The organism is Mesorhizobium helmanticense, assembly GCF_003034915.1.
In the GTDB taxonomy this organism is placed as follows: domain Bacteria; phylum Pseudomonadota; class Alphaproteobacteria; order Rhizobiales; family Rhizobiaceae; genus Mesorhizobium; species Mesorhizobium helmanticense.
Map to the genome: position 1 here is coordinate 19,888 of NZ_PZJX01000038.1, position 12,701 is coordinate 32,588.

Consider the following 12,701-nt stretch of genomic DNA (forward strand, 5'->3'; position numbering starts at 1 on the left):
TCGCGCGCGGACCTGAGTTGCACTGGCTTTCAAGCAGGAGATCACGATGACCAAACTCAAGCTGGGTTTTGCCGGCGTAGGACGCATGGGAACACCGATGGTGAGACGGCTCATTGCGGCGGGCCATACCGTCACCGTCTACGACACCAACACCGTCGCCGTCTCGGAACTGGCAGGAGAGGGAGCGGGCAGGGCCGAGACCCCGGCGGAACTGATGGGTCAGACCGATGTGGTGCTGTTGTCGCTGCCGACGCCCGAGATTGTGCACGCCGTCGCGCTCGGGCCCGACGGGCTTGCATCGGGGAAGGGAGCCAAAATCGTCATCGACCTGTCGACCACTGGCCCGCGCACCGAGCGGCAGGTCGCAGAAGGCCTGAAGGCGGCTGGCATTACGACGGTCGACTGCCCGGTAAGCGGCGGCGTCGGCGGCGCCGAGAAGGGCACGCTGGCGATGATGGTCGCCTGCGAAGTGTCTGTCATGGAGACGGTGCGGCCAATCCTCGAAGTGCTCGGCAAGCCAATCCATGTCGGCGCCGAGCCGGGCATGGGGCAAATCATCAAGGTTATCAACAACCTCATGTCGGTCACGGCGCTGTCCATTGCTTCCGAGGCGCTGGTGCTCGGCACCAAGGCCGGCATCGATCCCGACGTGCTGATCGAAGTGATCAATTCGGGCAGCGGAAGCTCCAATGCGACGATGACCAAGATTCCGAAATTCGTCCTGACCCGCAGTTTCGATTTCGGCTTCTCCATCGGTCTGTCGGCGAAGGATATCCGGCTCCGCCTCGAAGAGAGCGACGCCCTTGGCGTGCCGATGATCGTCGGCGGCGCGGTACGGCAACTTCTGACAGTGGCAAAGGGCGATCTCGGCGCAGATGCGGATCTCACCGAAATCATCAAGCCGATAGAGGACTGGGCCGGCGTTACGGTCGCCGGCGGAAAGGCGAGGGGCTGATGCCTCTGAGTTGCAGATCGGAGACCCGTGCATGACTGGCGATGTTCTAAAGCCTTCCGCCGCAGGCCTCTCGCGCCGGCTCGCGGCTTTCGTGCATCGCTCCCGCTGGGAGGACGTGCCGGAGCCGGTCCGCGCGCACGCGATGAGATCTGTCTTCAATGGCTTCGGAACGGCGGTCGGCGGCTCGTCCGACCAGGCGGTGCTGCGGCTGACCGAGAGCCTCGCGCCTTTTTCGGCCGGCGAGACCGCGACCGTCATCGGCCATGCCCAGCGGCGGGACGCATTGACGGCCGCTTTCCTCAACGCAGCGGCGATAAATGTCTTCGACTTCGACGATACCCATGCGGGGACGATCATCCATCCCACCGCGCCCGTCGCGCCGGTCGTGCTGGCTCTTGCCGAAACGCGCCCGGTCAGTGGTGCGGAACTCCTCCACGCCTTTACCTTGGGCGTAGAGGTCGCCTGCCGCATCGGTAATGCAGTCTCACCCAGCCACTACGACCGCGGCTGGCACATCACATCCACATGCGGAATCTTCGGTGCCGCCGTGGCCGCCGCGAAGCTCCTTGATCTCAGCGAGGACGAGATCCTCTGGGCGCTCGGCAATGCCTCCGCGCAGGCTTCCGGCCTCGTCGAGACGCTCGGCTTCATGGCCAAGAGCACGGGCGTCGGCAATGCGGCCCGCGGCGGTCTTGTCTCGGCCCTGATGGCGCAGTGCGGTGTCGAAGGGCCGCCGCGGCCGCTCGAGGGGCCGCGCGGTTTCCTGAAAGTCTGCTCGGACCAGCCAAGGCCCGAACTGATCGAGGGCGGATTGGGACGGGATTGGGAGATGCTGCGCAACATGTTCAAGCCTTACCCCTGCGGCGTGGTGCTGAACCCGGTGATCGATGCCTGCCTTAGTGCCCGCGCCAATCCCGATTTCTCCGCTGATCGGATTGCCGAAGTCGTCGTGCGCGGCGCCCCCTTGCTCAAGGCCCGCGCCGATCGGCCGGAAGTCACCACGGGGCGCGAGGCGCAAGTGAGCGCCCAGCATGCGATCGCCGTCAGCCTGCTGCGCGGTCGTGCGGGTGCGGAGGAATTCAGCGATGCCGCCGTGAACGATCCGCAAGTGAAGGCCTTGCGCGCCAAGGTCCACCCGGTTGAGATCGATGCCGGCACGCCAGTCGAAGCCGCTCATGTCTCGATCCGATATGCGGATGGCTCCTCGGTCGAGGTGACGGAGGAAGTCGCAACCGGCAGCCTTGCTCGACCTATGTCGGACTCAGCGCTCAGAGAGAAGTTCGTCGCGCTGGCGCATTACGGTTGCCCAACGATCGCCGTGGCTCCGCTTGCCGATACGCTTTGGAGCCTTGCCGATCTTGCAGACGCCGGTGCCCTCATGGTGCTCGCCCGGCCTTGCCCCGAAGTTGCCCGCAAATGAGGTTTCTTCGATTTGTGCCCTCATTTGGCTAAGGCGCTGGGCATCCCGGCCGGCCTATTGGGCGGCCTCTACGGCAGTCCGATCGGTGAAGATGTCAGCCGTGGCCGAACACGCTGTTCACCGCGTCCGCTGTTTTTGACACGACGATGTCGGCTTCCTCGCGCGTCAGGCAGAGCGGCGGAGCGAAGCCGAGGATGTCGCCCTGCGGCATGGCGCGGCCGATGACGCCACGCTCGGCGAGTGCTGTGGCCACCTGCGGTCCGATCTTCCGCGAGGCATCGAAGAAGACGCGGTCATCCTTGTCGGCGACGAACTCGACCGCCGCCAACATGCCGTCGCCGCGGACGTCGCCGACATGTCTGTGGCCGCCGACGGCTTTCGCCAGTTCGGCGCGGAAATAGGTGCCGGTCTCGCCGGCGTTCCTGACCAGGTCCATCTCGTCGATCAGTTCGAGATTGGCGACGCCGGCGGCAACGCAGATCGGATGCGCCGAATAGGTCCAGCCATGGCCGAGCGAACCGAGCTTGTCTGAGCCTTGCACCAGCACTTGCCAGACCTTGTCCGAAACGATGACGCCCGACAGCGGCGCGTAGGCCGAGGTCAGGCCTTTGGCGATGGTGATGAGGTCGGGTTTGATATCGTAGTGATCGGAGCCGAACATCGTGCCCAGCCGGCCGAAGCCGGTCACCACCTCGTCGGCGACCAGCAGCACGTCGTATTTCTTCAGCACCGCCTGGATTTTCTGCCAGTAGCCGGCTGGCGGCGGCACGATGCCGCCGGTGCCAAGGATCGGCTCGCCGATGAAGGCGGCGACGGTCTCCGGCCCTTCGGCGAGAATCATCTCCTCGAGCTTGTCGGCGCAATATTGGGAAAACTGCTCCTCGCTCATCGAGCGGTCGGAGCGGCGGAAATAATAGGGCGCCTCGGTGTGCAGGATTGGGGCACGCGGCAGGTCGAAGGCATTGTGGAACAGGTCGAGCCCGGTGAGCGAACCGGTCATGACGCCGGAGCCGTGATAGCCGCGCCAGCGCGAGATGATCTTCTTTTTCTCCGGCCGTCCCAGAACATTGTTGTAGTACCAGATCAGCTTGATGTTGGTCTCGTTGGCGTCGGAACCCGACAGGCCGAAATAGACGCGGCTCATGCCTTTCGGCGCGCGATCGATGATCATCTTGGCGAGCGTGATCGAGGCCTCGGTGCCGTGGCCGACATAGGCGTGATAGTAGGCCAGGTTCTTCGCCTGCGCGGCGATGGCGTCGGCGATCTTCTGGCGGCCATAGCCGACATTGACGCAATAGAGCCCGGCAAAGGCATCGATGCTCTTCTTGCCATTGTTGTCCCAGACGGTGACGCCTTCGCCGCCGGCCATGATGCGGGTCGGGCTCTCACCCCGCGCGTGCGTGCCCATGTGGGTCGAGGGATGGAAGAAGTGGTCGCGATCCCAGGCGGCGAGTTCGTTGGACTGGTCGAGCATTCTTTTGACTCCTGACGAAACGAAGAACCCAACGCGGCTTAGGCCACGTCGAGACAAAGGTATTTGAGATCGGTGAAGGCCTCCAGCCCGTGGCGCGAGCCCTCGCGGCCGATGCCCGACTGCTTGACGCCGCCGAAGGGGATCGGCGCGCCGGTGATCTTGACGCGGTTGATCGCCACCATGCCGTAGTCGAGCGCGCGGCCCAAGCGCTGCTGCCGGGCGCCGTTCTCGGTCACGACATAGGCGACAAGGCCATATTCCGTGGCATTGGCGCGGGCGACGACCTCGTCCTCCGTATCAAAGGCGGCCACCGCCGCGACCGGTCCAAACGTCTCTTCGCGCATGATCAACGCATCGTCCGGCACGTCGACCAGCAGCGTGGGCTGGTAGAACAATGGCCCGGCCTGGTGGCGGCCGCCGCCGGTGAGGCAGCGTGCGCCGTGGATCACCGCATCGGCGACCTGTTCCTCGACCTTCCTCACCGCGCGTTCGTGCATCAGAGGTCCGATATCGACATCCGTGGCAAGGCCGTGGCCGGTCTTCAAGGCCGAAATGCGCTTGGCAAAGGCCGCGCAGAAACGATCGTAGATACCGCGCTGAACAAGGATGCGGTTGGCCGCAAGGCAATCTTGCCCGGAGGTGGCGAATTTCGCATCGACCGCAATCGTTACCGCCTTGTCGAGATCGGCATCGTCGAAGACGATCAGCGGTGCATGGCCGCCAAGCTCCATGACCAGGCGTTTCATCGTTGGCGCACACTGCGCGGCGATCAGCCGGCCGACTTCCGTCGATCCGGTGAAGCTCATGGCGCGGACGCGCGGGTCTTCGCACATCCGCCCGACAATCGCCGAAGCACTGCCGGTGATGACGTTGAAGACACCTGCCGGCAGGCCGGCGCGTTCGCCGAGCTCGACCAGTGCCAGCGCCGACAGCGGCGTTTCGGAGGAGGGGTGCGCGACGATGGTGCAGCCGGCGGCAAGCGCTGCCGCCGTCTTGCGGGTCAGCATCGCCGCCGGAAAATTCCAGGGCGTGACGACGCCGACGACACCGAGCGGTTCGCGCCGCACCATCATCTCGGCGTTTGGCAGATGGCTGGTGACGCTCTCGGCATTGAGGCGTTTTGCTTCCTCGGCATACCACTCGACGAAGGAGGCGGCATAGTCGATCTCGCCAAGCGACTCCTTTGGCGGCTTGCCTTGTTCCAGCGTCATCAGCAGCGCCAAATCCTGCTTGGCGGCAATAATCAGCTCGAACCATTGGCGCAGGATTCTCGACCGCTCTTGCGGCAGCAGGCAGCGCCAGGCCGGAAAAGTCCGGGAGGCCGCATCGATGGCCGCCGTCGTCTGCCCGGCGTCGAGCGCGGCGACCCAGGCGACAGTCGTGCCGGTCGCCGGGTCGGTGACTTCGAAACTCTTTCCGGCCTCGCTCGCCGTCCAGCGCCCATCGACATAGGCGAGCTCACGCAACAGCCGCCGGTCGGCCAGTTGGTCGAGCGCTTCGTGACGGTGCGAGCGGGCGAAATGCGCGGACATGGTCGAGCCTCCCGGTGCAGGTGTTACGGGCAAGACTATCCGCACGGCACGGACAGAGAGGCTGTTTGCATGTCCCGGTGTAGAGAGATTGTCTTTATTGCGCCGCCCTGCCAGACGATCTCTCTGATGTCGCTATGGCTGCGCTGGCAGCAGTTCGGCTACCGGCAGCACGATCTCTTCCTTGACCGTCTTGGTGACGATGTAGGTGAAATAGCGGTCGATGCCGATTTCGCGTTCGAGCAAGCCATCGACGAGACGCTGATAGGCGTCGATATCGCGCGCCATCACTTTCAGCACGTAGTCGACGCCGCCGCCCACCGACCAGCAGGCGACGATCTCGGGAATGTCGCGGATGGCGCGCTCGAAGCGCTCGAAATCGGTTTGGCGGTGGCTGGCAAGTGTCACTTCCATCAGTACGGTGGCGATCGGCGCCAGTGCTCGGATCGACACCTTTGCGTGATAGCCGGAGATGATGCCGGCCTTTTCCAGCTTGCGCAGCCGCATCCAGCAGGGCGTCGGCGACAGGCCGACCTTTTGCGCCAGGGCAAGCTTGGTAATGCGGCCGTCGCGCTGAACGGCCTCCAGTATCCTGAGATCGATGGGATCGAGCCGCGCGGATGTCATTGCGGACAACTCCGCAGGTCTCGAACCGCGTCGTGGCGGGCGAATTTCATTCGACGGCAACCGCGATGACGCTGGCGCAATCGCCGGCCTTGACGAGACCGGGAAAGTGTCGCGCGACGAGAAGGCCTGACATTCTTGCCACAATCTCCTGCGGCGTCGCGCCGGTCCGGCTGATGGAGTGAATGCGGGCAACGACCTGTCCGGCTGTTATTGGTTCCCCAAGATCAACCATCGTCTCGATCATACCGTCGTCCTCGGCAAAGCAGAAGCAATCGCCTGACGGCATGTCCAGCCAGCGCGTCGGCCGCTGATCGACAGCGCCGGCGACGATGCCTGTGTGTTTGAGCACATTCAGAACACCACGCCGGGCAATGCCGACCGTATGCGCGGTCGACGTGCCGCCGCCGCCAAGCTCGGTGGTGACGAAGATCTTGCCGAGATCTTCGGCGGCAGTGTCGTACATGCCGACCGAGTCGATTTCGAGCATCTTCATCGACCATGGCGCCGAGAATGCCTCGACGGCTGCGAAGGCCTTTGCGGACAATGCCTGGTCGGGAAGCTCGTGCGCGGCGCAATAGGGAATGAAATCAAGGGTTTTGCCGCCGGAGTGGAAGTCGAGCACGATGTCCGCGCGGGGCAATAGCTGGCGCTGGAAATAATCGGCGATTTTCTCCGTCACCGCGCCGTCAGGACGTCCGGGAAAGGATCGATTCATGTTGCCCTTGTCGATCGGCGAGGTGCGCGTGCCGGCGCGAAACGCCGGGTAGTTCATGGCCGGCACGATGATGACCGTGCCGTTGACATCCTTCGGGGACAAGGTACGCGCAAGCTCGAACAAGGCAAGCGGCCCCTCATACTCGTCGCCATGATTGCCTCCGCTGAGAAGGGCGGTCGGCCCGTTGCCATTCCGGATCATGGCGATTGGAATCATCACCGAGCCCCAGGCCGAGTCGTCACGGCTGTAGGGCAGGCGAAGGTGGCCATGCTGGACCCCTGACTTGTCGAGGTCGATGGTCGGCGTGATCGACGAGGGCCGCTGGGCATCTGTCGGCATCATCAATCCTTCACGAAGAGCTGGCGAGGCACATTGGCCAGGCATTCGACGCCCGTCTCGGTGATCAGGATCGACTCGGTGATCTCCAGCCCCATCGTTTCCAGCCACAGACCCGTCATGAAATGGAAAGTCATGCCCGGCTTGAGTTCGGTGCGGTCGCCGGGCCGCAGGCTCATCGTGCGCTCACCCCAGTCCGGCGGGTAGGAAAGGCCGATCGAATAGCCGGTGCGGCTGTCCTTGACGATGCCGTATCGCTTCAGGACGGTGAAAAACGCGTTGGCGATGTCCTCGCACGCATTGCCTGGTTTGGCGGCGGCGAGGCCTGCTTCCATGCCTTCCAGCGTGGCCTTCTCCGCTTCGAGAAAGGCCGGTGTCGGCTTGCCGAGAAATACGGTGCGCGACAAGGGGCAGTGATAGCGGTTGTAGCAACCGGCGATCTCGAAGAACGTGCCTTCATTCGGCTTCATGGGCTTGTCGTCCCAGGTGAGGTGCGGCGCCGACGCATCCTCGCCCGAGGGGAGCAGCGGCACAAGCGCCGGGTAGTCGCCGCCAATCCCGTCGACGCCGCGTGTTCCGGCATCATAGATCTCGGCGACGAGGTCGCATTTGCGCATGCCAACCTCCACTTTGTCGACGATGCGCTTGTGCATGGCCTCGACGATGCGGGCGGCGTTGCGCATGTAACCGATTTCGGTTTCGGTCTTGATGGCGCGCTGCCAGTTCACCAGCGCCGTCGCGTCGATGAGGCGCGCGTTCGGCAAATGCTTTTGCAGGGACAAAAAAGCCGCGGCGGAAAACCAGTAATTGTCCAGCTCGACCCCGATGGCGAGCTTGTCCCAGCGCCGCTCGCCGAGAACCTGGGCGAGATAATCCATCGGATGCCGCTCGGTCGACTGCACATAGTGGTCCGCATAGGGCACGATGTTGTCGTCGGAGAGATAGCTGGTGCGCCTGGCGCCGTTGGCGTCCTGGCCGCGGCCGTACCAGACAGGTTCTCCATCGGGCGGCACGATGACCGCCTGGTGGACGTAGAAGGACCAGCCGTCATAGCCGGTCAGCCAGTGCATGTTGGACGGATCGCTGACGATCAGCAGGTCGATGCCCTTGGCCTCCATGGCACGGCGCGTCTTGGCCAGGCGCTCGGAATATTCCTGCCGGGAAAACCTCAGATTTGCAGTGGTCATTTTCATTTGTCCCGGTTCTAAGTCATTGTTTGTTCGCATGATCTTGTCCGAAAAGTCTGCAACTTTTTGCTACGCTGACCTTCAGTTCGGGATCATGCTCTAGCTTTCGAAGGATGTGCCGGCTTTGGCCGCATTGGCGCGATCGTGGGCAAGCGTGGCGATCGCGGTGTCCTGTACGCCGGTGCCGGTGAGATCGGCCAGGGTTATGTCGGAGGGGGATGTGCGTCCTGGCGACGTACCGGCGATGACTGCGCCAAGCTCCGGGAACGCTTCTTCCTGGGCGACGACGCCGGCGGCGATGGCGTGATGCAGTTCGCCAAGCCGCCGCGTCTGCTTGAGGCTGTCGGCGACATAGACGGCTTTTTCGAACACCGCCGGATCGATCTCGTTCTTGTGCTCGGAATCCGATCCCATGGCGGTGACGTGCTGGCCGCTCTTCAGCCACTGCGCCATCAATACCGGCTTCTCGGACGGCGTCGTGGTGACGATGATATCGGCTTCGGCGGCCGCCTGGCGGGGATCTGACACGGCACCGACGTCGATGCCGAGCGACCGGCTCAGATCGGCCGCGGTAGCCTCGGCCTTGGCGCCGTCACGCGCCCAGATGCGCGCCTGCCGGATCGGCCGCACCAAAAGCAGCGCTTCGAGTTGCAGCCGCGCCTGGACACCGGCGCCGTAGACGGCAGCCACGGACGAGTCCGGCCGCGACAAATATTTGGCGGCGACTGCGCCGGCCGCTGCCGTGCGGACATCGGTGAGGTAGCCATTGTCGAGCAAGAGGGCCTCGACCAAGCCCGTCCTGGCTGACAACAGCACCATCATGCCGTTGAGGCTGGGCAGCCCGAGCTTGGGATTGTCGAAGAAGCCCGGGCTGATCTTGATGGCGAAGCCATCGACGCCGGGGATATAGGCCGTCTTCACGTCGACTTCGCCGCGATGCTCGGGAATGTCGAGGCGCAGGATCGGCGGCATCGCAACCGGCAAGGTGGCCAGGGCACGAAAGGCGTGCTCGACGCAGCCCACGGCCGCGAGATCAAGTTTGACGACCTTTCTAAGTTCGGCCTCGGTCAAGATGGTCATGCGGCTCATGGATTGGTCTCCTCATCATTCGTCCATGTTCCGCAGATGACGCTGCGGTGCAGGTCCATGCCGATGTTGCGGCCCGACAGCAGCACGACGGTTTCGCCTTCCAGCCTGATCTTGCCGGCCAGGATCGCCGCGATACCAACGGCGCCGGCGCCTTCGACAATCTCACGCTCGACGGCGTAGGCATGCCGAATACCCTCGGCGATCTCGGCCTCGGTCAGCAGGACCACCTCGTCGAGCAGGTCGCTGCACATGCGGAAAGTGTATTCATTGGAAAGGCCGATGCCGCCGCCCAGCGAGTCCGCGAGCGTCGGCAACTCCGTCACCGGGATTGGCTTGCCAGCATCGATGCTGGCTTTCATGGCGGCGCCGCGTTGCATCGAAACGCCGATGATCCGTGTGGCCGGCGAGATGCTTTTTACCGCGGCAGCTATGCCGGCTGCGAGCCCACCGCCGGAAAGCTGGACCAGCACCGTCCTGGCGGCAGGTATGGCTTCGATCATCTCGAGGCCGATTGTGCCTTGTCCGGCAATCACGGCAGGATCATCGAAGGGCGGAACCATGGCCATGTACTCGTCGCGGACCAGCCGATCGACCTCTTGTTGCGCGTCTTCCTGGCTGTCGCCGACAATGCGTATGTCGGCGCCGAGGCGGCGGATTTCGGCAAGTTTGTTGTCGGGAACCAGACGCGACATGCAGATGACGGCGCGCACGCCCTCGAGCTTTGCCGCATGCGCCAGCGCGCGCCCATGATTGCCAGTGGATGCTGCGACCACGCCGCGCGACTTTTCGGCAGGAGAGAGCAGGGCGACTGCGTTGGACGCGCCGCGCAGCTTGAAACTGCCGGTCGTCTGGCGATGCTCCAACTTGAGGAACACCGGCACCCCGGCAATCTCCGAAAGCGACTGAGAACGGACCGTTGCGGTCCGCTCGATCTTGTCGGCGATCCGCAGCCGTGCGGCCTGAATATCGCTGAGCGTGACGGGGTTCATTGGAGCGCCTGCGGTTCGGCCGCGCGCCAGTGCTTCTGGCCCGACAGCGCGTTGCGGAAAATCGAGAGTGCGAAATAGCGCGTCATATCAGCGGACAATCGGGCCGGTAGGCGTGCGGGTGAGCACTTCCGCTCCGCTGCCAGTCAGAAGCACGGTGTTGGAGATGAAATCGTCGCCGCGGCCCGTGCCCATCAGCCAGGACAGGATGTGGAAGCTCATACCGGCCTCGATTTCGATGTCGGAATCGTGACGGAGCCCCGTCACCGAATTGCCGCCCGTCCAGGAGGGCGGCTGGCCAGCGCCGACCAGATACCCGCAATGATGCCGCCGGTAGTGCGAGAGGCCCGCGTTATCGACGACGTCCTGCCAGGCCGCGTAGACATCGCGCGCCTTGACGCCCGGTTTGAGGGCAGCGACGACAGCGTCGACGGCGCTCGCAGTCGTCTCGGCCATCGCCGCGTCCGCTTCGCTGATGCCGCCGATACGGATCAGCCGTCCGAGCGGCGCGTGATAGCGCGAGACGCAGCCGGACAGTTCGAGGAACACCGACTCGCCGGATCTGTAGTTCTTGTCGCCCCAGGTGGTGTGCTCTTCGCCAAGCCGGGCAGCCGGGCGGATGAACGGGCCGAAGCCTGGAGCGTGGCCGCCGGCCCGGATCATCGCCGCCACGCATTGCGCGGCGACATCCTGTTCGGCCGCGCCATCCGAAATCGCTTCGATCGCAGCGGCGGCGGCGGCGTCCGTCACCTTGGCAGCGCGGCGCATGAGGGACTGCTCCTCGGCACTTTTAACGCGCCGCATCGTGTCGACCAAACCGGAAATATCGCTCCATATGGCAACGGTTTGCGCCTTGAGCCTGAGAGCGAGACCGTGGCTCAGCCCGGATGTCCAGTATTCGAGGCCGATCGGCTTGTCCGCGAGACCAAGTTCGGACAGCACGCGGGCAGCGAGATCGGCCGCGGTCTCGCTATCGGAATGGCCGCGAAATGCGGCTGCCTTGACCTGGTTCTCGATGGTCACGCGCTCCATCGAACGCGTGACCAGGATCGGTTTTCGATCGAGCGGAACGATAAGGAGATGCGGCGCGAAGTAACCCCAGTGATCGAGCCCGGTGAAGTAAAAGACATTCTCCGGCGAGACGATGATCGCCGCTTCGAGGTCACTTTCAATCAGCGCTGCGCGAAGCTTCGCAAGGCGTCTTGCCAGCTCGACTTCGGAAAACGGATTGCGGTCCATCAGGGGATCTCTTTCGAAGGCATGTCCGTGGCATACCAACACTGCCGAAGACGCTCAATTGTGCACAACTAAGGGAGCTGGTGCGCTAAATTAGCAATTGGCACTCAGCAATTTATGGATTGTTACAACGCCGCTTGCAGCAAGTCCAGATCAGTTGTATACGTCTTATGCGCCAATCGACGATGTGGGAGAAACATCGATCCGCTTGGCCAGCCATTGAAAAAGAAAAGGGGAAAGCATGTTCAAATCAACGACATCACGTCGCGCGGTGGTGAAAGCCGCTGCTTTTATCGCGCTCGCAGCGACGTCAATGACGTCGCTGCCCGTTCACGCGGAGACCACCCTCGAACGGGCCAAGAAGGACGGCTACATTCGCGTCGGTTTTGCCAACGAGGCGCCATTCGGCTTCGCCACGCCAGACGGCAAGTTGACCGGCGAGGCGCCGGAAGTCGCCAAGGCGGTGCTCGCCAAGATGGGCATCAAGCAAGTGGATGGCGTCCTCACCGAATTCGGCTCGCTCATTCCCGGTCTCAAGGCAGGCCGGTTCGACATCATCGCCGCCGGCATGTTCATCAATCCCAAGCGCTGTGCGGAGATCAATTTCTCCGAGCCGTCCTATGGCATTGGCCAGGCCATGCTCGTGCTCAAGGGAAATCCGAAAGGCGTCAAGGACTATTCGAGCATCAAGGACAATCCCGACCTGAAGCTCGCCGTGATGGCTGGCGCCGTCGAAGGCGGCTACGCGAAGGACGCTGGAGTAGCCGCTGACCAGATCGTCTCGCTGCCCGATCAGTCCAGCCTCGTCGCCGCCGTCCAGGCAGGCCGGGCCGACGCGGCGGCGCTGACTGCGCTGTCTATCGCCGACATGGCAAAGAAGGCCGATGGGGTCGAATCGACCAAGCCGTTCGGCGAGGTTGCCGGCAAGTCGGTGAAAGGCCATGGCGGCTTCGGTTTCCGCAAGGAGGATACCGATCTGCTGGAGGCGTTCAACGCCGAGTTGAAGACGTTCCTGGGGTCGCCTGAGCATATCGCGCTGGTCGAACCGCTCGGCTTTGGCAAGGACTACCTCCCGAACAAGACCACCGCGCAGCTTTGCGCGGGCGAATAGTTTCCCCTACCGTTGGGCGGCGCAAAACGCGCCGCC

The 12,701-nt window shown here is 63.6% G+C and carries 11 protein-coding genes; 3 read left to right on the plus strand and 8 right to left on the minus strand.

From position 1 onward, the window contains the following. Positions 1–46 precede the first annotated feature (46 nt). Together C9427_RS19890 and C9427_RS19895 are read left to right on the plus strand one after the other, a co-directional pair. Complete coding sequence (locus C9427_RS19890) at positions 47–955, plus strand: NAD(P)-dependent oxidoreductase (RefSeq protein WP_107650809.1); 909 nt, start codon at positions 47–49, stop codon at positions 953–955. A gap of 31 nt (positions 956–986) precedes the next feature. Then, on the plus strand, positions 987–2,375 hold the full coding sequence (locus C9427_RS19895; RefSeq protein ID WP_107650810.1) for an MmgE/PrpD family protein: 1,389 nt from the start codon (positions 987–989) through the stop codon (positions 2,373–2,375). A 94-nt stretch (positions 2,376–2,469) separates the two neighbouring features. On the opposite strand, the gene C9427_RS19900 is transcribed toward C9427_RS19895, so the two are convergent. The 8 genes from C9427_RS19900 to C9427_RS19935 form a co-directional block, all read right to left on the minus strand. Further along, the gene (locus C9427_RS19900) at positions 2,470–3,849 is read right to left on the minus strand and encodes an aspartate aminotransferase family protein (RefSeq protein ID WP_107650811.1); all 1,380 of its coding nucleotides are present in this window, start codon (positions 3,847–3,849) and stop codon (positions 2,470–2,472) included. A gap of 38 nt (positions 3,850–3,887) precedes the next feature. Next, the gene (locus C9427_RS19905; RefSeq protein ID WP_107650812.1) at positions 3,888–5,381 is read right to left on the minus strand and encodes an NAD-dependent succinate-semialdehyde dehydrogenase; all 1,494 of its coding nucleotides are present in this window, start codon (positions 5,379–5,381) and stop codon (positions 3,888–3,890) included. A 132-nt stretch (positions 5,382–5,513) separates the two neighbouring features. After that, entirely contained in the window at positions 5,514–6,005 is a 492-nt protein-coding gene (locus C9427_RS19910; protein WP_107650813.1) for an Lrp/AsnC family transcriptional regulator, read from the minus strand. 46 nt (positions 6,006–6,051) lie between these two features. Continuing rightward, positions 6,052–7,059, minus strand: coding sequence for a N(2)-acetyl-L-2,4-diaminobutanoate deacetylase DoeB (doeB, locus tag C9427_RS19915; RefSeq protein ID WP_107650937.1), 1,008 nt, complete (start codon positions 7,057–7,059; stop codon positions 6,052–6,054). A gap of 2 nt (positions 7,060–7,061) precedes the next feature. Further along, a complete protein-coding gene (doeA, locus tag C9427_RS19920; protein WP_107650936.1) occupies positions 7,062–8,243 on the minus strand; it encodes an ectoine hydrolase DoeA in 1,182 nt (393 codons plus the stop codon). A 99-nt stretch (positions 8,244–8,342) separates the two neighbouring features. Next, on the minus strand, positions 8,343–9,332 hold the full coding sequence (eutC, locus tag C9427_RS19925) for an ectoine utilization protein EutC (protein ID WP_107650814.1): 990 nt from the start codon (positions 9,330–9,332) through the stop codon (positions 8,343–8,345). After that, positions 9,329–10,321: a hydroxyectoine utilization dehydratase EutB gene (eutB, locus tag C9427_RS19930; RefSeq protein ID WP_107650815.1), complete on the minus strand. Its 993-nt coding sequence runs from the start codon at positions 10,319–10,321 to the stop codon at positions 9,329–9,331. Before eutB ends, eutC begins: the two co-directional genes overlap by 4 nt. Positions 10,322–10,408: 87 nt before the next feature. Continuing rightward, positions 10,409–11,557 carry a M24 family metallopeptidase gene (locus tag C9427_RS19935; protein WP_107650816.1) on the minus strand — a complete coding sequence of 383 codons (1,149 nt, stop codon included), beginning with the start codon at positions 11,555–11,557 and terminating at the stop codon, positions 10,409–10,411. Between the two features lie 238 nt (positions 11,558–11,795). Here C9427_RS19935 and ehuB point away from each other — a divergent pair, with 238 nt between their 5' ends. After that, positions 11,796–12,665 carry an ectoine/hydroxyectoine ABC transporter substrate-binding protein EhuB gene (gene ehuB / locus C9427_RS19940; RefSeq protein WP_107650817.1) on the plus strand — a complete coding sequence of 290 codons (870 nt, stop codon included), beginning with the start codon at positions 11,796–11,798 and terminating at the stop codon, positions 12,663–12,665. Positions 12,666–12,701: the final 36 nt, after the last annotated feature.